Annotated in this window: 28 protein-coding genes and 1 pseudogene; 9 read left to right on the top strand and 20 right to left on the bottom strand. The window is 73.4% G+C overall.

Features of this window, described 5'->3' with window-relative positions; translation table 11 throughout:
* The 6 genes from DEP02_RS25520 to DEP02_RS25495 form a co-directional block, all read left to right on the top strand.
* Nucleotides 1-540 (top strand): ADP-ribosylglycohydrolase family protein (locus DEP02_RS25520; protein WP_198668587.1); only part of this gene is annotated, 540 nt, incomplete at its 5' end.
* A complete protein-coding gene (locus tag DEP02_RS25515) occupies nucleotides 537-1661 on the top strand; it encodes an ADP-ribosylglycohydrolase family protein (protein ID WP_112470035.1) in 1125 nt (374 codons plus the stop codon). The genes DEP02_RS25520 and DEP02_RS25515, both read left to right, overlap by 4 nt.
* A gap of 8 nt (nucleotides 1662-1669) precedes the next feature.
* A complete protein-coding gene (locus DEP02_RS25510) occupies nucleotides 1670-2932 on the top strand; it encodes an ADP-ribosylglycohydrolase family protein (protein ID WP_232839273.1) in 1263 nt (420 codons plus the stop codon).
* Nucleotides 2920-4458: an ADP-ribosylglycohydrolase family protein gene (locus DEP02_RS25505; protein WP_112470034.1), complete on the top strand. Its 1539-nt coding sequence runs from the start codon at nucleotides 2920-2922 to the stop codon at nucleotides 4456-4458. Before DEP02_RS25510 ends, DEP02_RS25505 begins: the two co-directional genes overlap by 13 nt.
* Nucleotides 4455-5672: a CaiB/BaiF CoA transferase family protein gene (locus tag DEP02_RS25500; RefSeq protein ID WP_112470033.1), complete on the top strand. Its 1218-nt coding sequence runs from the start codon at nucleotides 4455-4457 to the stop codon at nucleotides 5670-5672. The genes DEP02_RS25505 and DEP02_RS25500 overlap by 4 nt, the downstream gene beginning before the upstream one ends.
* The gene (locus DEP02_RS25495; protein ID WP_112470032.1) at nucleotides 5669-6526 is read left to right on the top strand and encodes an HpcH/HpaI aldolase/citrate lyase family protein; all 858 of its coding nucleotides are present in this window, start codon (nucleotides 5669-5671) and stop codon (nucleotides 6524-6526) included. Before DEP02_RS25500 ends, DEP02_RS25495 begins: the two co-directional genes overlap by 4 nt.
* Nucleotides 6527-6580: 54 nt before the next feature.
* On the opposite strand, the gene lgt is transcribed toward DEP02_RS25495, so the two are convergent.
* From lgt to hisI, 11 genes are all read right to left on the bottom strand, one after another.
* Nucleotides 6581-7570, bottom strand: coding sequence for a prolipoprotein diacylglyceryl transferase (lgt, locus tag DEP02_RS25490; protein WP_112470031.1), 990 nt, complete (start codon nucleotides 7568-7570; stop codon nucleotides 6581-6583).
* A gap of 137 nt (nucleotides 7571-7707) precedes the next feature.
* Entirely contained in the window at nucleotides 7708-8481 is a 774-nt protein-coding gene (locus tag DEP02_RS25485) for a DsbA family protein (protein ID WP_112470030.1), read from the bottom strand.
* Nucleotides 8482-8558: 77 nt separating this feature from the next.
* Nucleotides 8559-9395 carry a tryptophan synthase subunit alpha gene (trpA, locus tag DEP02_RS25480; protein WP_112470029.1) on the bottom strand — a complete coding sequence of 279 codons (837 nt, stop codon included), beginning with the start codon at nucleotides 9393-9395 and terminating at the stop codon, nucleotides 8559-8561.
* Entirely contained in the window at nucleotides 9392-10675 is a 1284-nt protein-coding gene (trpB, locus tag DEP02_RS25475) for a tryptophan synthase subunit beta (protein ID WP_112470028.1), read from the bottom strand. The genes trpA and trpB overlap by 4 nt, the downstream gene beginning before the upstream one ends.
* 62 nt (nucleotides 10676-10737) lie before the next feature.
* A complete protein-coding gene (trpM, locus tag DEP02_RS35590) occupies nucleotides 10738-10983 on the bottom strand; it encodes a tryptophan biosynthesis modulator TrpM (protein WP_112470027.1) in 246 nt (81 codons plus the stop codon).
* A gap of 3 nt (nucleotides 10984-10986) precedes the next feature.
* A complete protein-coding gene (trpC, locus tag DEP02_RS25465; protein WP_112470026.1) occupies nucleotides 10987-11796 on the bottom strand; it encodes an indole-3-glycerol phosphate synthase TrpC in 810 nt (269 codons plus the stop codon).
* Nucleotides 11797-12034: 238 nt separating this feature from the next.
* Nucleotides 12035-12535: a DUF2752 domain-containing protein gene (locus DEP02_RS25460; protein WP_198668586.1), complete on the bottom strand. Its 501-nt coding sequence runs from the start codon at nucleotides 12533-12535 to the stop codon at nucleotides 12035-12037.
* 89 nt (nucleotides 12536-12624) lie between these two features.
* Complete coding sequence (locus DEP02_RS25455) at nucleotides 12625-12885, bottom strand: HGxxPAAW family protein (protein ID WP_112470025.1); 261 nt, start codon at nucleotides 12883-12885, stop codon at nucleotides 12625-12627.
* Nucleotides 12886-13038: 153 nt separating this feature from the next.
* Nucleotides 13039-13686, bottom strand: coding sequence for a TIGR02234 family membrane protein (locus DEP02_RS25450; RefSeq protein WP_112470024.1), 648 nt, complete (start codon nucleotides 13684-13686; stop codon nucleotides 13039-13041).
* The gene (locus DEP02_RS25445) at nucleotides 13686-15257 is read right to left on the bottom strand and encodes an anthranilate synthase component I (protein WP_232839272.1); all 1572 of its coding nucleotides are present in this window, start codon (nucleotides 15255-15257) and stop codon (nucleotides 13686-13688) included. The genes DEP02_RS25450 and DEP02_RS25445 overlap by 1 nt, the downstream gene beginning before the upstream one ends.
* 11 nt (nucleotides 15258-15268) lie before the next feature.
* On the bottom strand, nucleotides 15269-15679 hold the full coding sequence (gene hisI, locus DEP02_RS25440; RefSeq protein WP_112470037.1) for a phosphoribosyl-AMP cyclohydrolase: 411 nt from the start codon (nucleotides 15677-15679) through the stop codon (nucleotides 15269-15271).
* Between the two features lie 83 nt (nucleotides 15680-15762).
* Between hisI and DEP02_RS25435 the strand changes: the two genes are divergently transcribed.
* Nucleotides 15763-16398, top strand: coding sequence for a TIGR03085 family metal-binding protein (locus DEP02_RS25435; RefSeq protein ID WP_112470023.1), 636 nt, complete (start codon nucleotides 15763-15765; stop codon nucleotides 16396-16398).
* 53 nt (nucleotides 16399-16451) lie between these two features.
* Here the strand turns inward: DEP02_RS25435 and DEP02_RS25430 are convergent, their stop codons facing one another.
* From DEP02_RS25430 to hisD, 9 genes are read right to left on the bottom strand one after another with little or no spacing between them, the layout of a single operon-like run.
* Nucleotides 16452-17723 carry an MFS transporter gene (locus DEP02_RS25430; RefSeq protein ID WP_112470036.1) on the bottom strand — a complete coding sequence of 424 codons (1272 nt, stop codon included), beginning with the start codon at nucleotides 17721-17723 and terminating at the stop codon, nucleotides 16452-16454.
* Between the two features lie 5 nt (nucleotides 17724-17728).
* On the bottom strand, nucleotides 17729-18484 hold the full coding sequence (gene hisF / locus DEP02_RS25425; RefSeq protein WP_112470022.1) for an imidazole glycerol phosphate synthase subunit HisF: 756 nt from the start codon (nucleotides 18482-18484) through the stop codon (nucleotides 17729-17731).
* Nucleotides 18481-18885, bottom strand: coding sequence for a RidA family protein (locus DEP02_RS25420; RefSeq protein ID WP_112470021.1), 405 nt, complete (start codon nucleotides 18883-18885; stop codon nucleotides 18481-18483). Before DEP02_RS25420 ends, hisF begins: the two co-directional genes overlap by 4 nt.
* Nucleotides 18882-19610, bottom strand: coding sequence for a bifunctional 1-(5-phosphoribosyl)-5-((5-phosphoribosylamino)methylideneamino)imidazole-4-carboxamide isomerase/phosphoribosylanthranilate isomerase PriA (gene priA, locus DEP02_RS25415; RefSeq protein ID WP_112470020.1), 729 nt, complete (start codon nucleotides 19608-19610; stop codon nucleotides 18882-18884). Before priA ends, DEP02_RS25420 begins: the two co-directional genes overlap by 4 nt.
* A complete protein-coding gene (gene hisH / locus DEP02_RS25410) occupies nucleotides 19610-20260 on the bottom strand; it encodes an imidazole glycerol phosphate synthase subunit HisH (protein ID WP_438947796.1) in 651 nt (216 codons plus the stop codon). The genes priA and hisH overlap by 1 nt, the downstream gene beginning before the upstream one ends.
* Entirely contained in the window at nucleotides 20257-20421 is a 165-nt protein-coding gene (locus DEP02_RS34145) for a CG2302 family histidine operon protein (protein ID WP_198668585.1), read from the bottom strand. Before DEP02_RS34145 ends, hisH begins: the two co-directional genes overlap by 4 nt.
* Nucleotides 20418-21011, bottom strand: coding sequence for an imidazoleglycerol-phosphate dehydratase HisB (gene hisB / locus DEP02_RS25405; RefSeq protein ID WP_112470018.1), 594 nt, complete (start codon nucleotides 21009-21011; stop codon nucleotides 20418-20420). The genes DEP02_RS34145 and hisB overlap by 4 nt, the downstream gene beginning before the upstream one ends.
* Nucleotides 21008-22123 (bottom strand): histidinol-phosphate transaminase, encoded by a 1116-nt coding sequence (locus DEP02_RS25400; protein WP_112470017.1) that lies wholly within the window; start codon nucleotides 22121-22123, stop codon nucleotides 21008-21010. Before DEP02_RS25400 ends, hisB begins: the two co-directional genes overlap by 4 nt.
* Nucleotides 22120-23463, bottom strand: a complete 1344-nt coding sequence (gene hisD / locus DEP02_RS25395; RefSeq protein WP_112470016.1) for a histidinol dehydrogenase — start codon at nucleotides 23461-23463, stop codon at nucleotides 22120-22122. Before hisD ends, DEP02_RS25400 begins: the two co-directional genes overlap by 4 nt.
* 204 nt (nucleotides 23464-23667) lie before the next feature.
* Between hisD and DEP02_RS25390 the strand changes: the two genes are divergently transcribed.
* A complete protein-coding gene (locus tag DEP02_RS25390; protein WP_112470015.1) occupies nucleotides 23668-25254 on the top strand; it encodes an oxidoreductase in 1587 nt (528 codons plus the stop codon).
* A 121-nt stretch (nucleotides 25255-25375) separates the two neighbouring features.
* Nucleotides 25376-25769 (top strand): annotated as a pseudogene (locus DEP02_RS25385) (hypothetical protein); the annotation flags it as partial.

Raw genomic sequence — 25769 nt, 5'->3', positions numbered from 1 at the left:
GTGGCCGCCGGAGTCGCGGCGGCGATGGCGGGCGCGCCGCCGGTCGCGGTCGTGGCGGCCGCACTCGCCGTCGTCCCGGACGACTCCTGGACCGCCCGCTCGCTGCGCCGGGCCACGGCCGCCGCCCACCGAGGCGAACGCGCGGTCCGCTCCGCGGTCGTCGTCGCCGGCTACCCCTGGTCCGACCTGGCCCCCGAGGCGGTCGCCCTCGCCTTCGGCGCGTACGCGGCAGCCGACGGCGACTTCCGCGACGCCGTCCTCACCGCCGTGAACATGGGCCGCGACGCCGACACCACGGCAGCGGTCGCCGGCGCCCTGGCGGGCGCGACCCAGGGCGCCTCGGCCATCCCCGAACCCTGGGCAGCGGCCATCACCCCGGTCCGCGGCAGCTGCCTGCCGTCGATGACCGGGCGGCACGTACTGGAGGTGGCGGACCTGCTGGTGGAGCGAGCGGACGTACGGCACGGAGGTCCCGAGCGGTTACGCGTCCCCGCCGCACACGTCCTCACCGCCGACGACAGAAGCGGGGTCCCGTCGTGACGCGCCGGATCGAGGGGCTGCTGCTCGGGCTGGCCGCGGGGGATGCCGCCGGATGGCCCGCGGGGCGGCACCGGGCCGCCCGGATGCCCGAGTGGACCAGGCGGCTCACCCGTGAGCTGGATGCCTTCGCCGAGCAGAACGCCACCACCACGCTTCCCGTCCCCATCGCCCTCAACCAGCCCTCGGAGCCGTTGCGGCTCGGCCCCTCCGACGACGCCGAGTGGGCGGTGTTCGCGGCGGAGGCCCTGCTGCGGGCCGGGGACGACGGCGTGCTCGGCGACCTCAGCCGGGAACGGCGCACCAGGGCCGCGATCGACCTGACCTGGAACACCCTGGCCGGCGAGGTCGCGGCGGCGGCCGAACGCGCCCCCGAGATCGAGTCGGCGGTGCTGCCGCTGCGCGCCCGTATCTCCGTGCGGGCCGGCCTCGGCAACCTGGCGACCGGACTGCGCCCGCCCGCCACCGGCCACGACAACCCGCACTACTTCGACGACGCCGCCTGCGTACGGGCCTGTGTGCTGGCCACCGCCCACCCGGGCGACCCCCACCGCGCCGCCGCACTGGCCGAGTTCGACGCCCGCTACACCCAGGACGGCGACGGCGTCCACGGCGCCCGCGCGATGGCCGCGGCGCTCGCCCTGGCGCTGGCGGGCGCGGAGGTCGGGCCCTGTGTCACGGCCGCGCTGGCCGAACTGCCCGAGCAGACGGAGATCGGCCGCAACGCCCGGCACGCCCTGCGCCTCGCCCGGGACGTCCAGGACACCGAGGGCGCGTTCGCGCTCGTACCGCTGCTGGAGCACCAGATCGTCGACCACGTCTACAGCTACGGCGTCGCCGCCGCCGAGACCGTCCCGGTCGCCCTCGCCCTGGCCACCGCTGCGGGCGGCCGGATCGCCCACGCACTGCCGGCCGCCGCCTGCCTGTCCCGGGTGGCCGACTCGGCCCCGGCCCTGGCGGGCGCGCTCACCGGTGCGCTGGGCGGCGCCGAGGCCGTCCCGGAGTCCTGGCGGGAGGCCTGCCGCACCCTGTCCGGCTGCGTCCTGCCCCACCTCACCGGCACCGACCTCGTGGAACTCGCCGGACTCCTCGAAGCCGAACAACCGACGCCCCCGGGGGGATGATTCGGGGCATGACACCCAAAGGAGAGACAACCGGAGGAGAACGGAGCCGAGACACGGCCCGAGACGCGGTCCGGGGTGCGGTCCGAGACGCGGTCCGGGGTGCGGTCCGAGACGCGGTCCGGGGTGCGAGCCTGGAGGAGCGGATCACCGGCGCGCTCGTCGGAGCGGCCGTCGGCGACGCCCTCGGCGGCCCCGTCGAGGGCCACTCCCCCGACCAAATCCTCGAACGCCACGGCGGCCGCGTGCACGGCATCGTCGGCCCCTGGCACGGCGACGACTGGCGCACCGCCCGCCCCATCGCCCCCTACCACAAGGGAGACGGCCACGTCACCGACGACACGCTGATGACGCACGCCCTGGTGCGGGTGTACGCGCGCGTCCGCGACCACCTCGACGCCTACGCGATCGCCGACCACCTGGTTCCCGACCTGATGACGAACCCGCGCTGGATCCCGGAGCTGGAGGCGGAGGCGCTACCGCTGCACCGGATCTTCCTGGCGGAGAAGTGGCTGGTGGCACGGCTGCACTACGGCCACGTCGACCCCCGCGAGGCCGGCACCGGCAACATCGTCAACTGCGGCGCCGCGATGTACATGGCCCCGGTCGGCCTGGTCAACGCGGCCAACCCGGCGGCCGCGTACGCCGAGGCCCTCGACATCGCCGGCGCCCACCAGTCCTCGTACGGCAGGGAGGCCGCGGGCGTCCTCGCGGCCGGGGTCGCGGCGGCGTGCGCACCGGGCGCGACGCCGGACTCGGTGGTGACGGCGTGTCTGTCGCCGGCGAAGGACGGCACCCGGGCCGCGATCGAGAAGGTCTGCGAAGTGGCCCGCCGCCACACCGACTTCGAGTCGGCGCTGGGCCCGCTGCGGGAGGCGGTCGCGCCGTACGACACGGTGGGCCCCGACTACCGCAACCCCTCCCTGGGCGCTCGCCGCCCGTCCCGGTTGCACGCGATCGAGGAACTGCCCATCGCCCTGGGCATGCTGACGGTGGCCCGCGGCGACTTCCGGCAGGCCGTCCTCGGCGCGGTGAACTACGGCCGCGACTGCGACTCCATCGCGACGATGGCCGGGGCGCTGGCGGGAGCGCTGGGCTCGCCGGTCCCGGAGGACTGGGCGAAGACGGTGGCGGAGGCCAGCCGCCTGGACCTGTGGGAGCCGGGGCGCACGCTGGCCGGGGTGGCCCGGGAGATCTTCGAACGGGACGTACGGCGGCGCCGCGCCCACGAGCGGGCGTTCACCGGGATGGGAGGGCCGGGATGCTCCGACTGACCTGGGTCCAGCCGGAGGACCTGCTGGGCCACGAGCTGCGCCAGGCGGCCCAGGACGGCCGCGAACCCTCGGCCGTCGCCGCCCGCTGGCGAGCCGCGGGCGGCCCGGAGGCCCCACCCCGGGCGGGCGCGTCCCCCCAGCCCGCCTCCCGCTACCTACGCCTCCTGGCAGAAGACCTCCTGGACGAACTGTCCGAGCTGCCCAGCAGCTTGTCGGACACAGAACCCACAGACCTCTCCAAGATCAGATCCCTGTGCCCGGACTGGCCGACGCAACGCGCAGAGCCTGCAGGCAGTCGTGCCGCCCAGCCTGCGGGCAGTCTCGTGCCTCCCCCAGTGCTGAACGCCTGGGGGGACCCCCAGGGCGATGGGGGTCCCCCCTGCTCGAGCGCAGCCGAGAGCTCGGGGAAGGGTGGGCGCAGCGGCACCCCGCCGGCGCGGGCGAGCGCCCCCACTCCCACAGCACACACCACCCGGGCCCGTCTGGAAGCCGCCTGGCTGGGCCGAGCAGCAGGCTGCCTGCTGGGCAAGCCCGTGGAAAAGCTCCCGCTGGAAGGCATCCGCCAACTCGCCCGGTCCACCGGCAACTGGCCCCTGAACACCTGGTTCACAGCAAAAGCCGTCCCCGACGACCTCCTCGCCAAGTACCTCTGGAACCGCCACTCCGCGACCACCTCCCTCGCCGAGAACATCGACGGCATGCCCGAGGACGACGACCTCAACTACCCCGTCCTCAACCTCCTCCTCCTGCAACGCCACGGCAGAGCCTTCACCACCACCGACGCAGCCCGCCTCTGGCTCGGCGAACTCCCCGCCGGCCGCACCTTCACCGCCGAACGCGTCGCCTACCGCAACCTCCTCCTCGGCATCGACCCCCCGCACACCGCCCGCCACCGCAACCCCTTCCGCGAGTGGATCGGCGCCCTGATCCGCGCCGACCTGCACGGCTGGACCAACCCCGGCGCCCCGGCCGCCGCGGCCGAACAGGCGCACCGCGACGCCACCCTCACCCACACCGCGAACGGCGTCTACGCCGCGATGTTCGCCGCCGCCGTCATCGCCACCGCGGCGACCGGAACGCACGACGTCCACGCCTGTCTGGCCACCGGCCTGACCGTCGTACCACCCGGCTCCCGACTCGCCCGGGCGGTCCGCCACGCCATCCGACTGGCACAGACCCACGAGGACTTCGACACCGTCGTGGACGAACTCCACGCCACCCACTCCGCCACCTGCCACTGGGTCCACGCCGTCCCCAACACCGCCCTGATCGCCGCCGCCCTCACCCACGCCGACGGCGAATTCACCGGCTCCGTCTGCCGTGCCGTCTCCGGCGGCTGGGACACCGACTCCAACGGCGCCACGGCCGGCTCCGTCGCCGCCCTGCTCACCGGTTCCCCGGCCGCTCTCCCCGACCGCTGGACGGCCCCGCTGAAGAACCGGCTGGCCACCTCCGTCGGCGACTTCAACGGCATCGGCTTCGACACCCTGGCCGAGCTCACCCACCGGGAGGCGTACCGCCCATGACGCCGCACACGCCCGAGGCGGAGTCCACGGCCCCGCCGCTCGCCGGTCTCCGCGTGCTCGATCTCGCCACCCTCTTCGCCGGGCCGATCGCCGCCACCATGCTCGGCGACTTCGGCGCCGAGGTGATCAAGGTCGAGCACCCGACGAAACCCGACCCGTCCCGCGGCCACGGCCCGTCGAAGAACGGTGTCGGCCTGTGGTGGAAGCTGCTCGGCCGGAACAAGCGCACGATCACGCTGGACCTGTCCAGGCCCGGTGGCCGCCGCACCCTGCTGCGGCTGGCCGCCGGCGCCGACGTGATCGTGGAGAACTTCCGGCCCGGCACCCTGGAGAAGTGGGGGCTGGGCTGGCCGGAGCTGTCGGCGGTCAATCCGCGTCTGGTCCTGGCCCGGGTCACCGGGTTCGGACAGTTCGGCCCGTACGCGCCCCGCCCCGGCTTCGGCACCCTCGCCGAGGCGCTGAGCGGGTTCGCCGCGATCACCGGCGAGCCGGACGGACCGCCGACGCTCCCGCCGTTCGGGCTCGCCGACGCGATCGCGGGGCTGGCGACGGCGTACGCGGTGATGACCGCGCTCGCGGCACGGGAGCGCACCGGCGAGGGACAGATCGTCGACATGGCCATCATCGAGCCGATCCTGACCGTCCTCGGCCCGCAGCCCCTGTGGTACGACCAGCTCGGCCACATCCAGCCCCGCACCGGCAACCGCACCCAGAACAACGCCCCGCGCAACACCTACCGCACCTCGGACGGCACCTGGGTGGCCGTCTCGACCTCCGCCCAGTCGGTCGCGGAACGTGTGATGCGGCTGGTGGGCCGCCCGGAGCTGATCGAGGAGCCGTGGTTCGCGACCGGCGCTCAGCGGGCGGCGCACGCCGACGTGCTCGACGAGGCGGTCGGCGGCTGGATCGCCCGGCACACCCGCACCGAGGTCCTGGCCGCCTTCGAGAAGGCCCAGGCGGCGATCGCGCCGATCCAGGACGTACGGGACGTGATGGCCGACCCGCAGTACCAGGCCCTGGGCACCTTCACCACGCTGTACGACCCGGAGCTCGGCCGGCTGCGCATGCAGAACGTCCTCTTCCGGCTCTCCGCCACCCCGGGCGCCATCCGCTGGGCGGGCCGTCCGCACGGCGCGGACACGGACGCGGTGCTGACCGAGCTGGGCCTCACCCCGGAGGAACTGGCCGCGCTGCGCACGGAGGGCGCCCTGTGACGTCCCTCGTCCCCTCCCCGCTGACCTGGCTGTACGTCCCCGGCGACCGCCCCCACGTCGTCACCAAGGCCCTCGCCTCCGGCGCGGACGTGGTCGTCGTCGACCTGGAGGACGCGGTCGCCCCGGACCGCAAGGAGTACGCCCGCGCCGCCACCGCCGAGCTGCTGAGCGAGCCGCCGCCGGTCCCGGTCCACGTGCGCGTCAACGCCGTCGACGGGCCGCTGGCCGCCGCGGACCTGGCGGCGGTGACGCCCCGGCCGGGTCTGGCCGGGCTGCGGCTGCCGAAGGTGACGTCCGCCGAGCAGGTCGTCCGCGTCGCGGTACGCGCACAGACCGCTCGGAGCCCCTCGCCGGCCGACGGACCGGGGCCCCCGCTGTACGCCCTCCTGGAGACGGCCCTGGCCATCGAGCGCGCCTACGCCATCGCCTCCGCGCACCCCAGCCTGCGCGGCGTCTCGATCGGCGAGTCGGACCTGCGGGCGGACCTGGGCGTGCAGCGGGACTCCGGACTGGACTGGTCCCGCGCCCGGGTCGTGGTGGCCGCCCGCGCGGCCGGACTCGCCCCGCCGGCCCAGTCCGTGCACCCCGACATCCGTGACCTGGAGGGCCTGGCGGCCTCCTGCGCGCACGGCCGCGCCCTCGGCTTCCTCGGCCGCGCGGCCGTCCACCCCCGCCAGCTGCCGATCATCGAACGTGCCTACCTGCCGACCGACCGAGAGCTGGAGGAAGCGGAGACGATCGTCAAGGCTGCCACCACGGACCGCGGTGCCCAGGCCCTGCCGGACGGCCGCTTCATCGACGCGGCGGTGGTGGCCGCGGCCCAGCGCACCCTGGCACTGGCCCGCCGGTGCTGACACGACGAGGGCGCCCCGGAGTCCGGGGCGCCCTCGTCCGCGTACGACCGGCGGTCAGCCCTTCCGCGCCGACCCGGCTCCGTCGTCCACTTCAGACACCTCTGTCACATCTGTCACACCTGACACATCTGCCGCATCGCTCGCCTCGGTCACGCCGGACGCTTCCGGCGCGTCCTTCTTCGCGTCCCCGGCATCCTGCGCCTCGGCGTCCTCCTCGGCGCTCTCCTCGGCGCCCGGCTCGACCTCGGCCTCCCGGCCCGGCCGCTTCTTGGCGGACACCCCGATGTAGACCACCGCGAGCAGGAAGACGATCATCGCGGTCCAGTTGTTCAGCCGCAGGCCCAGGATGTGGTGGGCCTCGTCGACACGCATGTACTCGATCCAGAAGCGGCCCGCGCAGTACGCGGCGACGTACAGCGCGAACGCCCTTCCGTGCCCCATCCTGAAGCGGCGGTCCGCCCAGATCACCAGCAGCGCGACACCGACGCACCACAGCGACTCGTACAGGAACGTCGGGTGGTAGTACCCCGGCACCCGGCCGTCCGCCGCGGAGGTGATGTGCACCGCCCAGGGAACGTCCGTCTCCCGGCCGTACAGCTCCTGGTTGAACCAGTTGCCCCAGCGGCCGATCGCCTGCGCGAAGGCGATGCCCGGCGCCACCGCGTCGGCGTACGCCGGCATCGGGATGCCCCGGCGCCGGGCGCCGATCCACGCGCCCAGCGCGCCGAGCGCGATCGCGCCCCAGATGCCGAGACCGCCCTCCCACACCTTGAGGGCGTCCACCCAGTCACGGCCCTCGCTGAAGTACAGCTCGTAGTCCGTGATCACGTGGTAGAGCCGGCCGCCGACCAGGCCGAACGGTACGGCCCAGACTGCGATGTCGGCCACCGTGCCGGCCCGCCCGCCACGGGCGATCCAGCGCTTGTTGCCGAGCCAGACGGCAACGAAGACGCCGATGATGATGCAGAACGCGTAGCCGCGCAGCGGAATCGGGCCGAGGTACAGCACCCCGCGCGACGGACTGGGAATGTAGGCAAGTTCCATGGCAGGGTCGACGCTACCGCAGCCGGAGCGGGGTCACGTCAAGCAGCCCGGCTACGGCTCCATAACAGGCCCGGCGCCGCACTCCTCTCCTCGCTCTCGTTCGGTCCTCCCCCGGCCATCCGCCGGTCGTCCCTCTGTCATCCCTTGTCGGCCGCCTCCACCTCCTGCTTCAGCTTCGTCGGGGTCATGGTCCGGTCCTGCAGGATGTCCTTCCCGTTCAGCAGGACGGTCGGGGTGCCCGAGAAGGCGTGGCTCCCGAAGGCCTCGTGGGACTTGTCGACCCAGCTGTCGTGCGTGCCGCCCTTGACGCACGTGGTGAAGGCGGGGGTGTCCAGGCCGCTCACCTTGCCGGCCAGCTGGATGAGCTTGTCGTTGTCGGCGTAGGCGTCGTCGGCTTCCTTGGGCTGGTTCTCGAACAGCACGTCGTGGTACGCGGGGAACTTCCCGGCGTCCTGGGCGCAGGCCGCCGCGTTGGCCGCGCGCAGCGAGCCGGTGCCGCCGAGGTTGCCGTCGATCAGCCTGACCAGGTGGTACTCGACTTTGAGCTTGCCGGAGCCGGTCAGCTCACGGAGCACCGGTCGGTACGCCGCCTCGAAGGCCTGGCAGGCCGGGCAGCGGAAGTCCTCCCAGATGGTGAGCGTCGACTTGGCGCCGTCCTTGCCGACCGGGATCGCCAGACTGTCCTTGCCCTGCGCGCCCGAGGGCGCGACGACCGGCCCCGCGCTGCTCTTCTTGCTCTTGCCGGAATTGGCGGCCAACAGGCCGATCACCGCCGCCAGCCCCAGGACGCACACGACGGTCGCGGCCACGATCAGCGTGCGCCGCCGCCGCTCCGCGGCCTTCTGCTTCTCGCGCTCGACCGCCAGCCGCTGCCGGGCGGTGCGCTTTCCCTGATGGTTCTTCTCGCTCACACCCCCAGAACGAACCGGGGAGGCGCATTGCGCCTCCCCGGCCCCAGGACCACCCGTTCGGGTGACCGAATCTTTCGCTAGGCCTGTCCGCGCACGCCGCTCGCCAGCTCGCCGGCGAGCGCGCGGATCGCCTCGAGGCCGGCCGCGGGGTCCGGGGCGTCCAGCATCCGCTTGACGAAGGCGGAGCCGACGATCACGCCGTCGGCGAAGCCGGCGACCTCGGCGGCCTGGGCGCGGTTGGAGACGCCGAGACCGACGCACACGGGCAGGCCGGTGCCGGTGGCCCGGGTCCGCTCGACCAGTTCCCGGGCCTGCGTGCCCACCGACTCGCGGGTGCCGGTGACGCCCATCAGCGAAGCGGCGTAGACGAACCCGGAGCCCGCCGCGGTGATCTCGGCGAGCCGCTCGTCCTTGCTGCTGGGCGCCACCACGAACACCGTCGCGAGGCCGTGCTTCTCGGCGTGCTCCCGCCACGGCGCCGACTCCTGGACCGGCAGGTCCGGCAGGATGCAGCCGGCGCCGCCCGCCTCGGCGAGCTCGGCGGTGAACCGCTCGACGCCGTAGCGGTCGACCGGGTTCCAGTACGTCATGACGAGCACGGGCTTGCCGGTGGCCGCGTGGGCCTCCCTGACCGTCCGCATCACGTCCGCGATCCTGAGGCCGCCGCGCAGCGCGATGTCGTCGGCGGTCTGGATGACGGGCCCGTCCAGGACCGGGTCGCTGTGCGGCAGCCCGACCTCGACGATGTCCGCGCCGCCGTCGAAGACGGCCTTGATCGCGTCGATGCCGCCGTCCACGGTCGGGAAGCCGGCCGGCAGATAGGCGATGAGCGCGGACCGGCCCTCCGCCCTGGCGCCCGCGAGGGTGTCGTTCAGCAGCTGGCCCTTCCCGCCCGCTGATGCAGCGCCGCTCACTTGGCGTCCCCCTCGATCTCGGCGGTGTCGGCCTCGTCGGCGGCCACCTCGGCGTCGGTGTCGTACAGGTCGAAGTAGCGGGCGGCGGTGTCCATGTCCTTGTCGCCGCGCCCGGACAGGTTGACCACGATCAGCCCGTCCCCACCCAGCTCCCGGCCGACCTGAAGGGCGCCGGCCAGCGCGTGGGCGCTCTCGATCGCCGGGATGATGCCCTCGGTGCGCGACAGCAGGCGCAGCGCCCGCATGGCCTCGTCGTCGGTGATCGCGCGGTACTCGCCGCGCCCGGAGTCCTTCAGGTAGGAGTGCTCGGGGCCGATGCCCGGGTAGTCCAGACCGGCCGAGATCGAGTACGGCTCGGTGATCTGGCCCTCCTCGTCCTGCAGGACGTAGGAGCGGGAGCCGTGCAGGATGCCGGGCTCGCCGGCGGTCAGCGTGGCCGCGTGCTCGCCGGTCTCGACGCCGTGCCCGGCGGGCTCGCAGCCGATGAGGCGTACGCCGGTGTCCGGGATGAAGGCGTGGAAAAGGCCGATGGCGTTGGAGCCGCCGCCGACGCAGGCGACGGCCGCGTCGGGCAGGCGCCCGGCGCGCTGAAGGAGCTGGCGGCGGGCCTCGACGCCGATGACCCGGTGGAAGTCGCGGACCATGGCCGGGAAGGGGTGCGGCCCGGCGACGGTGCCGAACAGGTAGTGGGTGCGGTCGACGTTGGCGACCCAGTCGCGGAACGCCTCGTTGATGGCGTCCTTCAGGGTGCGGCTGCCGGACTTCACGGCCACCACCTCGGCGCCGAGCATGCGCATCCGGGCGACGTTCAGGGCCTGCCGCCTGGTGTCGATCTCGCCCATGTAGATCGTGCACTGAAGCCCGAACAGGGCGCAGGCGGTGGCGGTCGCGACGCCGTGCTGGCCGGCACCGGTCTCCGCGATCACGCGGGTCTTGCCCATGCGCTTGGTGAGCAGGGCCTGGCCGAGCACATTGTTGATCTTGTGGGAGCCGGTGTGGTTGAGGTCCTCGCGCTTGAGGAACACGCGGGCACCGCCGGCGTGCTCGGCGAAGCGGGGCACCTCGGTCAGGGCGCTGGGCCGGCCGGTGTAGTGGGCGAGCAGGTCGTCGAGCTCGCGGGCGAACTCGGGGTCGGCCTTCGCCTTGTCGTACTCGACGGCGACCTCGTCCACGGCGGCGACGAGCGCCTCCGGGATGAACTTGCCGCCGAACGCCCCGAAGTAGCCTTCGGGGCTGGGGACCTGGCCCTCCGGGTCGGGGATGAAGAACTCGCTGGGCATGCGGAAACCTCACGGTGAGTGCGGTGAGTGGGTGGACACCAGTCGCCGTGGGGGCGGGGTTGTCAGGCGGCTGCCGGCCGTCCGTGGCCGGCCGCGCCCGCGCGGCGGAGCCGCATGACCGGGCACAACCCCGCGCCCCTTCGGGGGCGCTGCCATCGCATGCCGTTCACCTGCCCCGGCTCGTCGCCGATGTGGTACCGCACCCTGCGGCCGTGCACGCGCCGTGCGGGCGCGCGGCAGCCCCGGGGCCGGCAGCCGCGCGCGAGGCGGGCGTGCGGGTCCCGGAAGGGCCGGGTGCGGAGCGGCACGGGTCAGCTCCGTCCGTGCCGCAGTGCCGGGTGCGCCCCGGCCGCCACCAGGTCGGCGACCGCCGTCTTCGGGTCGCGGCCGGTGACGAGGGACTCGCCGACCAGGACCGCGTCGGCGCCGGCGTTGGCGTAGGCGATGAGGTCGTGCGGGCCGCGGATTCCGGACTCGGCGATCTTGACGATGCCGTCCGGGATCTCCGGCGCCACGCGCTCGAAGGTGTCGCGGTCGACCTCGAGCGTCTTCAGGTTGCGCGCGTTGACGCCGATCACCTTGGCGCCGGCGGCCACTGCGCGCTCGACCTCCTCCTCGTCGTGGGCCTCGACGAGCGGGGTGAGTCCGATGGACACCGCGCGCTCGATCAGCGACTCCAGGGCCGGCTGGTCGAGGGCGGCGACGATCAGCAGGGCGAGGTCGGCGCCGTAGGCCCGGGCCTCCCACAGCTGGTACGAGGTGACGATGAAGTCCTTGCGCAGAAGGGGGACGTCCACGCGCGCGCGGACCGCCTCCAGGTCCGCCAGCGAACCGCCGAAGCGGCGCTCCTCGGTGAGCACCGAGATGACGGAGGCGCCGCCGGCCTCGTAGTCCGCGGCGAGAGCGGCCGGGTCGGCGATCGCGGCCAGCGCGCCCTTGGACGGGCTGGAGCGCTTGACCTCGCAGATCACCTTGACGCCGTCGCCCTTGAGCGCGGCCATGCCGTCCTTGGCCGCGGGAGCCTTGGCCGCGCGCTCCTTGAGCTCGTCGAGGCTGACGCGCGCCTGCCGCTCCGAAAGGTCGGCACGGACTCCGTCGATGATCTCGTCGAGCACACTCACGCGAGCGGCCCCCTTCCAGACGGTGGACTGTTCTGACCGAGCGGCCTCCGGCGGCCCGCCCGGGGCGGATCGGGCGGATCCGGCGAATCGAGTGGATCCGGCGCGGTCCGGCAGACCAAGTAGATCAAGCGGGCGAAAACCGGTGGTCACTGCGATGGTAGCCGGAGCGGGGCGCGGGCCTCGCATCCGGTCGGCGGCGATCCCACCAACTGGACATACGCCGGTCGATCAAGGCTGGTCAAGGGTGGAGCCAGCCGCCGAACGGCAGGTTCCGGACAACGGTGAACGCCACCAGGAGCACGCCGAGGCTCCACAGGTGCACCGGCCCGGGTGCGAAACGCGGTGGCCTCCCGCGGGCCGCGCGGACCGCCCAGAGCGTCCAGAGCACGGCGAAGGCCAGGAAGGCCACGACGGCCAGGGCGTTGGCGTGCAGGGCCGCCGGGACGTCCCCGTGGACGATGGCGTGGGCGCTGCGCAGCCCGCCGCAGCCGGGGCAGTAGACGCCCGCGTAGCGCAGCAGGGGGCACACCGGGTAGTGGCCGGGTTCGTTGGGGTCCACGGCCCCGACGTAGGCGAAGGCGCCGGCGACGGCGGTCAGGACCCCGGCGGGGACGGCGAGCCGGCCCAGCACGGCCGTGGCGCGCATCGGGACGGCCGGCTCGTCCTGCGTGCGCCTCGGGCGCGGTATGGGCGTCCGGCCGTGCGTCACCCTCTGGCTGTCGGCGTTCACGCCCCGCATTCTGCCCCGGATCGGTCGCATGCGCGCGCGAGGGGCGGCCCGGGGCCGCCCCTCGACCTCTCGCGTCCTGCGGGTCCGCCGAGTGGACCTCAGCTCTCGGCGCGGGCCGGCTCGCGGTCCTCCTGCCTGCTTCCGACCTGGTGGACCGGGTGCTCGTCCTTCTGTCCGAGGCCCATCATGCGCATGATGCCGCCGACGACAGCGCCGAGCAGCGTGAGGGCGATGCCGACCCAGAAGCCGACCGGCTGAGCCATGACCATGAAGGCGCCCGCGACGCAGAAACCGATGAAGGCGATGATGACACCGGTCCAGGCGGCCGGGGTGTGACCGTGGTGGCTGCTGCCCGCCATGACTTGCTCCTCGTTGCTGTATACGTGTCTGAGCCGGACGCTCGCGTCCATTGTCCCGTACGCGCGCACGTGCCGTGAGCGGGGGTGGCTCCTCGCCACACCCGTTTCCTCACATGTTTCCTCATGGCGGGAAGGCGCCGCTCGGGGCGGTGGTCAGGCGGATTCGGTGCCGGTGGGGTCCTCGCCGCGGTCCAGGGCCTTCCACAGGTCCTCCGGGCGGTCGGGGTCGACCGGGCGGGGCGCGCGGGAGCGGGGCGCCCCGGAGCGCTCGTAGCGGCCGGACATGGCCGGCCACAGGCGGCCGTAACGCAGGGCGAGCAGGCCGGCGAGGAGGAGCAGCACACCGCCGGTGGCCGCGACGTAGGGCCAGCCGGTGTGGCTGAGCGCGGCGGCGGTCGCGGCGGTGTCGCCGGCGGTCCGGGCGGCCTTCTCGTCGAGGGCGGAGCTGTCGGAGGCGCCGAGCAGGGCGGCGGCGACCGTGCCGGCGCCGGACAGCGCGAGCAGGACGGCGACCAGGACGCGGCCGGAGCGGCGGACGGCGAAGACGGCGACGAGCGCGGCCAGGCCCACTATGGCGAGCGCCGCGGGCACACCGGTGACCTCGCTGCCCTTGGCGGTCAGGGGGAAGGCCCCGCCGGCCACTGTCGCGGTGCCCTCCGCCCAGCGCTGCCGGCTGGCCAGCAGCGCCACGGCCGCGCCGAGCGCCCCGCACAGCAGGGCGACGGCGAGGCTCCGGCGGCCGGTCCGGGCGGGGGCGGCTTCGGGACGGGGGTCAGGCGCAGCAGCAGTCACGTACTCCACTATCGCTCGGACCCCGGGTGACCCGTCACCCGGGGGTTCGCGTGCGGGACGTGGGAAGCGTCCTGCCGCTCCAGCCGGTTGGCGGTGTGCACGGCGCGCAGTACGGCTGCCGCCTTGTTGCGGCACTCGGTGTCCTCGGCGACCGGGTCGGAGTCGGCGACGATGCCGGCGCCCGCCTGGACGTAGGCCGTGCCGTCGCGCAGCAGGGCGGTGCGGATGGCGATGGCGGTGTCGGAGTCGCCGGCGAAGTCCAGGTAGCCGACGCAGCCGCCGTACAGCCCGCGCCGGGACGGCTCGAGTTCGTCGATGATCTGCATCGCCCGCGGCTTCGGCGCGCCGGACAGGGTGCCGGCCGGGAAGCAGGCGGTGAGCACGTCGAAGGCGGTACGGCCCGCCGCGACCCGCCCGGTCACGGTGGAGACGATGTGCATCACGTGCGAGTACCGCTCGATGGACATGAAGTCGACGACCTCGACGGAGCCCGGTTCGCAGACCCGGCCCAGGTCGTTGCGTCCGAGGTCGACGAGCATCAGGTGCTCTGCGCGCTCCTTGGGGTCGGCGAGCAGTTCCTCGGCCAGCGCCTGGTCCTCCTGCGGGGTGGCGCCGCGCGGCCGGGTGCCGGCGATGGGGTGCACCAGGGCCCGCCCGTCCTCGACCTTCACCAGCGCTTCCGGGCTGGAGCCGACGACGTCGAATCCGTCGAAACGGAACAGGTACATGTACGGCGAGGGGTTGGTGGCCCGCAGGACGCGGTAGACGTCCAGCGCGCTCGCCGTGCACGGCGTCTCGAAGCGCTGCGAGGGGACGACCTGGAAGGCCTCGCCGGCGCGGATGCGCTCCTTGACGTCGTCCACGGCCGCCTGGAAGTCCTTGCCGCCCCACAGGGCGGTGTACTCGGGCAGTTCGGAGGGCGGCAGCGCGGCCGGGGGCTGGGCGACGGGGCGGGACAGGTCCGCCTCCATGGCGTCCAGGCGGGCCACGGCGTCGGCGTGGGCCTCGTCGACGCCGGTGTCCAGGTCGTTGTGGTTGATCGCGTTGGCGATCAGCAGGACCGTGCCGTCCCAGTGGTCGAGGACCGCGAGGTCGGAGGTGAGCAGCATGGTCAGCTCGGGCACGCTTGTCGGATCACTGCCGTCCCGCTCGCCGGGGCCGATCTTCTCCAGGCGGCGCACGATGTCGTAGCCGAGGTAGCCGACCATGCCGCCGGTGAAGGGCGGCAGGCCCAGGTCCTGGGCGAGGTCGCGGGGGGTGTGCAGGGCCTCGACGGTGGCGCGCAGGGCGGCGAGCGGGTCGCCCTCGGCGGGGACGCCGACCGGCGGCGTGCCGAGCCAGTGGGCCTGGCCGCCGCGCTCGGTGAGGGTGGCGGCGCTGCGGACGCCGACGAAGGAGTAGCGGGACCAGGTGTACGCGGTACGGCCGTTCTCGGCGGACTCCAGCAGGAAGGTGCCGGGGCGCTCGGCGGCGAGCTTGCGGTAGAGCGCGACCGGGGTGTCGCCGTCGGCGAGGAGCTTGCGGGTGACCGGGATGACGCGGCGGTCGCCGGCCAGCTTGCGGAACGTCTCGAGGTCCATGGCGGCCGACCCTACTGACCTTCGGCCCGTGCGCCGGAACCGGTGTCCCGCACGTCCTTGAGCAGGACGTCGGCGTCGAAGCAGGTGCGGTCGCCGGTGTGGCATGCGGCTCCCACCTGGTCGACCTTGACCAGCACGGTGTCGGCGTCGCAGTCGAGGGCGACGGACCTGACGTGCTGCACGTGCCCGGAGGTGTCGCCCTTGACCCAGTACTCCCGGCGGCTGCGCGACCAGTAGGTGCAGCGGCCGGTGGTCAGCGTGCGGTGCAGTGCCTCGTCGTCCATCCAGCCGAGCATCAGCACCTCGCCGGTGTCGTACTGCTGGGCGATCGCGGGCAGGAGTCCGTCGGCGCTGCGCCTGAGGCGCGCCGCGATCTCGGGGGCGAGACTGCTGGTGGGGGGTGTTCCGGGCGTGCTGGTCATGGGTGCCATTGTGCCGTGCGGGACGGACGGCGTGGCCGTGTTGTCCACTGTGCGGACCCGCTGCGTAGTCGTAGGCTGACCCCATGTCGACCTTTGCCAAGCGTGAACGGCTTCTGCTCGCCGATCTCTTGGAGACCGCCGGTCCGGATGCGCCCACCCTCTGCGAGGGCTGGCTCACCCGTGACCTCGCCGCGCACATGGTGGTGCGCGAGCGGCGCCCCGACGCGGTCGGCGGCCAGCTGATCAAGCAGCTCGCACCCCGTCTGCAGAAGGTGATGGAGGAGTACACGGCCAAGCCGTACGAGGAGCTGATCCAGCTGATCCGTACCGGCCCGCCGCGCTTCTCACCCTTCCAGCTCAAGCAGATCGACGAGGTGGCCAACACCGTCGAGTTCTACGTCCACGCCGAGGACGTGCGCCGTGCCCAGCCCGACTGGTCGCCGCGCGAGCTCGACCCGGTCTTCCAGGAGACCCTGTGGTCCCGCCTGGAGCGCACCGCCCGGCTGCTGGGCCGGGGCATCCCGACGGGCCTGGTCCTGCGCCGTCCCAACGGGGAGACGGTCGTCGCCCACCGGGGCACGCCGGTGGTGACGGTGACGGGCGAGCCGTCGGAGCTGCTGCTGTTCGCGTTCGGCCGGCAGAGTGCCGCCCGCGTCGAGGTGGAAGGCGACAAGGACGCGATCTCGAAGCTGTCGGAGAGCAAGCAGCTGGGACTCTGACCCCGGGACTCCGACCCGCCGCCCGCGGAGCCCCGCTCCCCGCGAGACGGCGGTCAGCGGGGCAGTTCGACGCGCCGCAGGTCGCGGGCGGCCAGGGCGACGACACCGCCCAGCCCGCACACCACCGCGCTGACGGCGAACACCGGGCCGGTCCCCCAGACCCCGATCGCCGCGGCGGACAGCGGCATGCTCAGCGGCGTGAGGCCCAGGCTGACCAGACCGGACACGGCGGTGACCCGCCCGAGGTAGGCAGGGTCGGACTGGGTCTGCAGCAGTGCCCCGCACAGGGCGCCGCTGAGGCCGGTGAGGAGGCCGATCAGCACGGCCACCCCGGTGGCGGCGACGACGCTCGGAGCGTGGGCGAGGGCACCGATGGCCACGGAGCCGACGATGATCGCGTACCCGGCCACGTGTCCGGCGCGCGGCAGCCGGCCGCGCACGGTCAGCAACAGCGAGGCCGCGCCCGCCCCGGCGCCGAACCCGGCCAGCGCCCAGCCCATGCCGGAGGCGCCCCAGCCGCGCTCGTCGGCCAGCAGGGCCAGGCCGACGTTGAGCGGGCCGACGAAGCCGAGGTCGCCGAGGGCGATGGCCAGCATCAGCGGGGCGAGGACGCGGTGGCGGCGGATGTAGCGCAGGCCGCCCACCAGGTCCCGCCAGGCGGTGTCGGGGCCGGTGCCCGCGCTGTCGTCCGGCGGCAGCTCCCGGATCCGTATGGAGACCAGCAGCGGCACGGACACGGCGATCAGCAGCCCGGCGAGCCCGAACGCCGCCGCCGCGCCCCCGAGCGCGACGCCGAGACCGCCGAGCGGCGCGCCGACGACGCTCGCGAACCGGATCGCCAGCCCCCGCATGCCCTGCACGCGCGCGAGCTGCCCCCGGCTCGTCACGCGCGCGGGGAGGGCGCCCACGGCCGGCATGAACACGGCGTCGACGGTGCCGAAGACGAGGGCGAGCACGGCCAGCGGCCACAGCCCGGGGCCGGTCGCCCAGAGCAGCGCCGCCACCGCGAGCACGGCCGCGCACCGCACGACGTCGCTGCCGATGACGACCCTGCGCGGCCCGAACCGGTCGGCGACCACTCCCCCGCCCAGCATGAGCAGGGCCCTGGGCAGCGCGCTGACCGCCATGACGACCCCGGCCTGCGCGGGCGTCCCCGCCCGGACCGCCGCCCAGGACAGGGCGATGTAGTAGATGTTGTCGCCGAGCATCGAGGCCGTGTAGGCGGCGAGCCATCGCAGGACGTTGCCGTCACGGTGGGCGGGGCGCTCCGGCGCGGACGCGTCGGCGGATGTTCCGGCGGCCGTGCCGTCGGACGTGGGGGGCACGGTGGTCAACGGACCGGGTGTCCCGCTTCCCGCAGAGTCTCCTTGACCTGTCCGATGCGCAGGTCCCCGAAGTGGAACACCGAGGCGGCCAGCACCGCGTCCGCGCCCGCGGCGATCGCCGGCGGGAAGTCGGTGAGCCGGCCGGCGCCGCCCGAGGCGATCACCGGGACCGTGACGTGCTTGCGGACGGCGGTGATCATCTCCAGGTCGTAGCCGTCCTTGGTGCCGTCGGCGTCCATGGAGTTGAGCAGGATCTCGCCCGCGCCCAGTTCGGCCGCCCGGTGGGCCCACTCGACCGCGTCGATGCCGGTGCCGCGGCGGCCGCCGTGGGTGGTCACCTCGAAGCTCCCGGAGGGGGTCCGGCGGGCGTCGACCGACAGGACCAGCACCTGACGGCCGAAGCGCTCGGCGATCTCCCGGATCAGGTCGGGGCGCGCGATCGCTGCCGTGTTGACGCCCACCTTGTCCGCGCCCGCCCGCAGCAGCCGGTCCACGTCCTCGGCCGTACGGACGCCGCCGCCGACCGTCAGCGGGATGAACACCTGCTCGGCGGTGCGGCGCACCACGTCGTACGTCGTCTCCCGGTTGCCCGAGGACGCGGTGATGTCCAGGAACGTCAGCTCGTCGGCGCCCTCGGCGTCGTACACCTTGGCCATCTCGACGGGGTCGCCCGCGTCCCGCAGGTTCTGGAAGTTGACGCCCTTGACGACCCGGCCGTTGTCCACGTCCAGGCAGGGGATGACTCGGACCGCCAGGGTCATGACTCCACGGCTCCTCTGTATGCCTCTACTTCGACTTCGACCAGGATGCGCGGATCGACGAAGCCCTCCACGACCAGCAGGGTCGAGGCGGGACGCACCCGGTCGAACAGTTCCTTGTGGGCCCGGCCCACGTCGTCCACGTCCCGCGCATGGCTCAGGTACATCCGCGTACGGATCACGGACTCGATGCCGAGCCCGAACCTGCCGATCGCCTCCACCGCGCTGGTGAAAGCCACCTTGGCCTGTTCGTACGGGTCGCCCTCCCCGTACAGCACTCTGCCCTTGAAGGACGTCGTGCCGGCCACCAGAACACGGTCGCCCGCCGCGACGGCGCGCGCGAAACCGAAGATCTCTTCCCAGGGACTTCCGCTCTGCACGCGCCGTACGGCATCGGACGTCATCGCGACACTGCCTCCAGGGCCTCTTCCAGGGTGAACGCCTTCGCGTACAGGGCCTTCCCGACGATGGCGCCCTCGACACCGAGCGGCACGAGGTCGGCGATCGCACGGAGGTCGTCGAGCGAGGAGACGCCGCCGGAGGCCACCACCGGGCGGTCCGTCGCCGCGCACACGTCCTTCAGCAGCTCCAGGTTGGGGCCCTGCAGCGTGCCGTCCTTGGCGATGTCGGTGACGACGTAGCGCGCGCAGCCCTCCTTGTTGAGGCGCTCCAGCGTCTCGTACAGGTCGCCGCCGTCGCGGGTCCAGCCGCGGCCGCGCAGGGTGGTGCCCCGTACGTCCAGGCCGACCGCGATCCTGTCGCCGTGCTCGGCGATGACCCTGGCGACCCACTCGGGGGTCTCCAGGGCGGCGGTCCCCAGGTTCACGCGCGTGCAGCCCGTGGCCAGGGCGGCGGCGAGCGTGTCGTCGTCGCGGATGCCGCCGGACAGCTCCACCTTGATGTCCATCGCCTTGGCGACCTCGGCGATCATCTCGCGGTTGTCGCCGGTGCCGAACGCGGCGTCGAGGTCGACCAGGTGCAGCCACTCGGCGCCCGAGCGCTGCCAGGTCAGGGCGGCCTCGAGGGGAGAGCCGTAGGAGGTCTCGGTCCCGGACTCGCCGTGCACGAGGCGGACGGCCTGGCCGTCGCGGACGTCGACGGCGGGGAGGAGTTCGAGCTTCGAAGCCATCAGAGGGTTCCGATCCAGTTGTTCAGCAGCTGCGCTCCGGCGTCGCCGGACTTCTCGGGGTGGAACTGCGTGGCCCACAGGGCGTCGTTCTCCACGGCGGCCACGAAGGGCTTGCCGTGGGTGGCCCAGGTGACCTTGGGGGCACGCAGCACCGGGTTGTTCGTCTCCAGTCGCCAGTCGTGGACGGCGTAGGAGTGCACGAAGTAGAAGCGGGCGTCGGCGTCCAGGCCGGCGAACAGCTCCGAGCCGGCCGGCGCATCGACGGTGTTCCAGCCCATGTGGGGCACGACGTCCGCCTGGAGCGGCTCGACCGTGCCGGGCCACTCGTCCAGGCCCTCGGTCTCCACCCCGTGCTCGATGCCGCGCGCGAAGAGGATCTGCATGCCGACGCAGATGCCCAGCACCGGGCGCCCGCCGGCCAGCCGGCGCTCGATGACCCAGTCGCCGCGCGCCTCCTTCAGTCCCCGCATGCAGGCGTCGAAGGCGCCCACGCCCGGCACCAGCAGGCCGTGGGCGTTCATCGCCCTGTCGTAGTCACGGGTGATCTCGACCTCGGCCCCCGCGCGCGCGAGGGCCCGCTCGGCCGAGCGCACGTTGCCGAAGCCGTAGTCGAAGACGACGACCTTCCTGGCCGTGCCGGGGTTGGTCAATTCCACACCTCCAGCCGCATCACGCCCGCGACGAGGCACAGCGCCGCACCGAGGGACAGCAGCACGACGAGGCTCTTGGGCATCTGCTGCTTGACGAAGGAGATGATGCCGCCGACCAGGAACAGACCGACGACGATCAGCAGGGTCGACAGACCGGTCACAGCGCGCCCTTCGTGGACGGGATGATGCCCGCCGCGCGCGGATCCCGCTCGGAGGCGTACCGCAGGGCCCGGGCCAGCGCCTTGAACTGGCACTCCACGATGTGGTGCGCGTTGCGCCCGTAGGGCACGTGCACGTGCAGCGCGATCTGGGCCTGGGCGACGAAGGACTCCAGGATGTGCCGGGTCATCGTGGTGTCGTACTCGCCGATCATCGGCGCCATCTTCTCGGGCTCGGTGTGCACCAGGTAGGGGCGGCCGGACAGGTCGACGGTGACCTGGGCGAGGGACTCGTCCAGCGGGACCGTGCAGTTGCCGAAGCGGTAGATGCCCGCCTTGTCGCCGAGCGCCTGCCTGAAGGCGGCGCCGAGCGCGAGGGCGGTGTCCTCGATGGTGTGGTGGGAGTCGATGTGCAGGTCGCCGTCGGTCTTCACGGTCAGGTCGAACAGACCGTGCCGGGCGATCTGGTCGAGCATGTGGTCGTAGAAGCCGACTCCGGTGGCGATGTCGGCCTTGCCGGTGCCGTCGAGGTCGATCTCGACGAGGACCGAGGTCTCCTTGGTGGTGCGCTCCACGCGTCCGACGCGGCTCATGTGCTCTGCTCCTGTTCCTTCTTCAGTTCGCGGACCGCGTCGAGGAACGCGTCGTTCTCCGCCGGCGTCCCGGCGGTGACCCGCAGCCACCCCGGTACGCCGTTGTCACGGACCAGGACACCCCGGTCCAGGATCCTCTGCCAGGCGGTGTGGGAGTCCTCGAACCGCCCGAACTGGATGAAGTTGGCGTCCGACTCCGTCACCTCGTAGCCGGTCGCACGCAGTTCGGCGACCAGCCGGTCACGCTCGGACTTCAGCTGCTCGACGTAGCCGAGCAGGGTGTCGGTGTGTTCCAGGGCGGCCAGCGCCGTCGCCTGCGTGACCGCCGACAGGTGGTACGGCAGTCGGACCAGCTGGACGGCGTCCACGACCGCCGGGTGCGCGGCGAGGTAGCCCAGGCGCAGCCCGGCGGCGCCGAACGCCTTCGACATGGTCCGCGAGACGACGAGGTGCGGTCGGCCGTCCAGCAGCGGCAGCAGCGAGGCGCCGTGGCTGAACTCGACGTACGCCTCGTCCACGATCACCATGGACGGCTTCGCCGCCTGCGCGGCCTCGTACAGCGCGAGGACCGTCTCGGCCGGGACCGTGTTGCCCGTGGGGTTGTTGGGTGTGGTGACGAAGACGACGTCCGGGCGGTGCTCGGCGATCGCCTTCTCGGCGGCGGGGAGGTCGATCGTGAAGTCCTCGGCCCGCGGCCCGGAGATCCAGCCCGTGCCCGTGGAGCGCGCGATGAGCGTGTGCATGGAGTACGACGGCTCGAAGCCGATCGCGGTGCGGCCCGGACCGCCGAAGGTCTGCAGCAGCTGCTGGATGACCTCGTTGGAACCGTTGGCCGCCCACACGTTGTCGACGCCGACGGGGTACCCGGAACTCTTCGTCAGGTACCGGGCGAGTCCGGTACGCAGTTCCACCGCGTCCCGGTCCGGATAACGGTTCAGGTTCCGGGCCGCCTCACGCACCCGCTCGGCGATCCGCTCGACCAGCGGCTCGGGCAGCGGGTAGGGGTTCTCGTTGGTGTTCAGCCGTACGGGGACGTCCAGCTGGGGCGCGCCGTAGGGGGACTTGCCGCGCAGCTCGTCCCGGACGGGAAGATCGTCGATTTCGAAGCTCACTTGGCCGTCGGCACCTTCCACCCGAACCTCGCCTTGATCGCCGCGCCGTGCGCCGGCAGGTCCTCCGCCTCGGCCAGCGTCACCACGTGGTGGGCGACCTCCGCGAGGGCGTCCTCGGTGTAGTCCACGATGTGGATGCCGCGCAGGAAGGACTGCACGGACAGGCCGGAGGAGTGGCAGGCGCAGCCGCCGGTCGGCAGCACGTGGTTGGAGCCGGCCGCGTAGTCGCCGAGGGAGACCGGCGCCCAGGGGCCGACGAAGATCGCGCCGGCGTTGCGCACCCGGTCGGCGACCGCGGCGGCGTCGGCGGTCTGGATCTCCAGGTGCTCGGCGCCGTAGGCGTCGACCACGCGCAGGCCCTCGTCCAGGCCGTCGACCAGGACGATCGCGGACTGCTTGCCGGACAGGGCCGGGCGGATCCGGTCCTCGACGTGCTTGGTCGCCGCGACCTGCGGCTGAAGCTCCTCCTCGACCGCGTCGGCGAGCTCCACGGAGTCGGTGACCAGGACGGCGGCGGCCAGCGGGTCGTGCTCGGCCTGGCTGATCAGGTCGGAGGCGACGTGCACGGGGTCGGCCGTGGCGTCGGCGAGGATCGCGATCTCGGTCGGGCCGGCCTCGGTGTCGATGCCGATCCTGCCGGTGAAGTAGCGCTTGGCGGCGGCGACCCAGATGTTGCCGGGGCCGGTGACCATGTTGGCGGGCGGGCAGGACTCGGTGCCGTACGCGAACATCGCGACGGCCTGGGCGCCACCGGCCGCGTACACCTCGTCGACGCCGAGGAGGGCGCAGGCGGCGAGGATCGTCGGGTGCGGCAGGCCGTCGGCTGGATCATTTTCAAAAGCGGGCGCCTGAGGCGGGGAGGCGAGCGCGATCGACTCGACGCCGGCCTCCTGGGCGGGCACGGCGTTCATGATCACGGAGGACGGGTAGACCGACCGGCCGCCCGGCGCGTACAGCCCGACGCGCTCGACCGGCACCCACTTCTCGGTCACCGAGCCGCCGGGCACCACCTGGGTGGTGCGGGTGGTGCGGCGCTGCTCGCGGTGGACGAGCCGGGCGCGCCGGATGGATTCCTCCAGGGCGGCGCGCACGGCCGGGTCCAGCCGCTCCAGCGCGTCCTTGAGGGCCCGGGCCGGGACCCGCACCGATTCCAGCCGTACGCCGTCGAACTTCTCGGCGAAGTCGATCAGTGCCGCGTCGCCACGATGATGCACGGCCTCGCAGATCGGACGCACCTTCTCCAGGGCGGTCGATACGTCGAAGTCGGCTCGGGGCAGCAGGTCGCGCAGGGCAGGGCCCTCGGGAAGGGCGTCGCCGCGCAGATCGATTCGGGAGATCACGGTTTCAATTCTCTCAGACCGCGCACGGGCCCCGTCCGCCCGTATCAGTGGCTGATACGGAACCCCGCGACTTCCGGACTCCGGTCTCCCCCGGCCCCCACGGAAAAAGGTTCGTCACTGTTCGCGTTCAGTCCGTCACACAGCGGGCATGACCCGTTGTACGCGCCGCAGAACCCACGAGTAGCCGGGAAAGGAGGGAAGGCCGTGACCGAGGGGGCCGACACCCGCACCGGGGACACGCCCAGGGACACGCCCGGGAACCTGACCGCCATCGAGGCGGGAATGTGGCAGGCCTTCCGCAACGGGAGCGTGTACGACCTGCGCAGCGGGGACGCCGCGGTCGACGACCCGCACGGCGAACTGCCCTGGGGCCCCGAGCGGACCGTACGCGCGCGTGTCGTCTGCTGGCTGCTGCTGGACGGCCCGCCCGCGCTCGCCGGACGGGTGTCGTCCCTGAAGCTGACCGGCCTGCGGATCGCGGGCTCCCTGGACCTCGCCGGGGGCATCGTGGTGCCGTACGTGGAGATGAAGGGCTGCCGGTTCGAGCGGGAGGTCCTCCTGCCGGAGGCCCGCTTCACGACCGTACGGCTGGTGGACTGCTCGGTGCCGCGGCTGGAGGCGGCCCGTGTGCACATCGAGGGCGATCTGCACCTGCCGCGCTGCCGGTTCCCGGGCGGGATACGGCTCACCGACGCGCAGATCGGCACGGATCTGCTGCTCAACCAGGCGGTCGTGCACCAGGACCGCGCGGGCCGCTCGATCGCCGCCGACGGGATGACGGTCGGCCAGGACCTCCAGGCGGAGCTGCTGCGGGCGCACGGCGAGTTCAGCCTGCGCGGCGCGAAGATCGGCGTCTCGCTGAACCTGCGCGGGGCGCGGCTGGCGGGCGCGCAGGCGCGGTTCGCGCTGAACGCGCCCCAGCTGACCGTCGAGCGCACCCTGTACCTCACCCCGGCGGGCCTGGGCGGCCCGCCGAGCGGTGCGACCCCCGCGCGCGGGACGCGGGTCCAGCCCTTCGAGTGCCGGGGCGGGGTGCGGCTGGACGACGGGCGGTTCGGGGACGCGGTCGACCTGGAGCGGGCCCGGTTCTCCTTCACCGACGAGCAGGAGCTGTCGCTGCGCCGGGTGCAGACGCCCGAGCTGCGCTTCCTCGGGGAGAAACCGGCGCGCGGCAAGGTGGTGCTGTCCGGGGCGCGGACCGTCACCCTCGTCGACCGGGCGAGCAGCTGGCCCGGCCCGGGCAGTCTGCACATGGGCGGCTTCGTCTACGAGAACCTGGTGCCGCGGGGCCCGTTCCCGCTGACCGAGCGCCTGGACTGGGTGGCGGCGGCGACCGCCGAGTACAACCCGGAGCCGTACGAGCGGCTGGCCGCCGTGTTGCGGGAGGCGGGCGAGGACGAGGACGCGCGCGAGGTGCTGCTGGCCAAGCATCGCCGCCGCCGCGAGACCCTGCCGCTCGCCGCCAAGCTCGTGGGCTACGTCCAGGACTGGACGGTGGCCTACGGGTACCGGCCGGGCCGGGCCGCGGTGTGGATGGCCGTGCTGTGGGCGGCGGGTTCGCTCGCGTTCGCGCGCGCCGGCCGGCCGGCCGGCGACCCGGGCGAGCATCCCCCGTGGAACCCCGCCCTCTTCGCCCTGGACCTGCTCCTGCCGGTCGTCGACCTCGGCCAGGCGAGCGAGTGGCGGCTGAGCGGCGGCTGGCAGTGGCTCGCCGCGGCCCTGATCCTCCTCGGCTGGACCCTGGCCACCACGGTGGCGGCGGGGGCGACCCGGCTGCTGCGGCGGAACTAGGTGTGCGGTCCGGGAACCTCAGTCACCGAGCGGGCACCTTTTACTCTCTCTTGACCGTCCGCCGTACAACTTTCCCCGGCTTGCCCGCACCCTCTGGCGCGTCCGCGACCTGCGGCTTTCAATGGTCGACACCATGGCTCTGCTCCCTCTGTTCATCCGCTCCACCCGTACGGCCAGAGGCGCGCCGTGCCCCGCCGCCGGACTCCCCGCCGACGACGAGGTGCTCCTCGACGCGCCCGACGAACACCTCGGCCCGGTGCTGGTCGCCGCCGCCCGGGGCGCGTACGGGCCCGCCGCCGGCCTGCTCGCCGCCACCCGCCGGCAGGTTCGCTGGGAGGACCGCGACCGGTACGCGACCCGGCTGGCCGCCTTCGCCCGCTCGCGCCCCGAGTGGCTGGACGCCTGGCGCGCCGCCGCCCCCCGGGACCCGGACGCGCCCGTGAGGACCTCCGTGGCGGAGTCCTTCTCGCGCAGCCGCAGGGCCGACTCCCGGGCGCCGTCGCGCAGGACCGCCA

Origin of the sequence: Streptomyces triticisoli, from assembly GCF_003270085.1 — a bacterium.
In the GTDB taxonomy this organism is placed as follows: Bacteria; Actinomycetota; Actinomycetes; order Streptomycetales; family Streptomycetaceae; genus Streptomyces; species Streptomyces triticisoli.
This window is presented reverse-complemented; position numbering and strand designations above follow the sequence as displayed.

What these genes read in the sequence shown, in the direction of transcription:
- DEP02_RS25435 (WP_112470023.1), top strand. Translation starts at nt 15,763, where the DNA reads ATGTCGACCTTTGCCAAGCGTGAACGGCTTCTGCTCGCCGATCTCTTG.
- priA (WP_112470020.1), bottom strand. Translation starts at nt 19,610, where the DNA reads ATGGCTTCGAAGCTCGAACTCCTCCCCGCCGTCGACGTCCGCGACGGC.
- DEP02_RS25505 (WP_112470034.1), top strand. Translation starts at nt 2,920, where the DNA reads ATGCTCCGACTGACCTGGGTCCAGCCGGAGGACCTGCTGGGCCACGAG.
- lgt (WP_112470031.1), bottom strand. Translation starts at nt 7,570, where the DNA reads ATGGAACTTGCCTACATTCCCAGTCCGTCGCGCGGGGTGCTGTACCTC.
- hisB (WP_112470018.1), bottom strand. Translation starts at nt 21,011, where the DNA reads ATGAGCCGCGTCGGACGCGTGGAGCGCACCACCAAGGAGACCTCGGTC.
- DEP02_RS25420 (WP_112470021.1), bottom strand. Translation starts at nt 18,885, where the DNA reads ATGACGTCCGATGCCGTACGGCGCGTGCAGAGCGGAAGTCCCTGGGAA.
- trpB (WP_112470028.1), bottom strand. Translation starts at nt 10,675, where the DNA reads ATGCCCAGCGAGTTCTTCATCCCCGACCCGGAGGGCCAGGTCCCCAGC.
- hisI (WP_112470037.1), bottom strand. Translation starts at nt 15,679, where the DNA reads ATGACCAGCACGCCCGGAACACCCCCCACCAGCAGTCTCGCCCCCGAG.
- DEP02_RS25445 (WP_232839272.1), bottom strand. Translation starts at nt 15,257, where the DNA reads ATGGACCTCGAGACGTTCCGCAAGCTGGCCGGCGACCGCCGCGTCATC.
- hisF (WP_112470022.1), bottom strand. Translation starts at nt 18,484, where the DNA reads ATGACCCTGGCGGTCCGAGTCATCCCCTGCCTGGACGTGGACAACGGC.
- DEP02_RS25500 (WP_112470033.1), top strand. Translation starts at nt 4,455, where the DNA reads ATGACGCCGCACACGCCCGAGGCGGAGTCCACGGCCCCGCCGCTCGCC.
- DEP02_RS25460 (WP_198668586.1), bottom strand. Translation starts at nt 12,535, where the DNA reads ATGCGGGGCGTGAACGCCGACAGCCAGAGGGTGACGCACGGCCGGACG.
- DEP02_RS25455 (WP_112470025.1), bottom strand. Translation starts at nt 12,885, where the DNA reads ATGGCGGGCAGCAGCCACCACGGTCACACCCCGGCCGCCTGGACCGGT.
- DEP02_RS25510 (WP_232839273.1), top strand. Translation starts at nt 1,670, where the DNA reads ATGACACCCAAAGGAGAGACAACCGGAGGAGAACGGAGCCGAGACACG.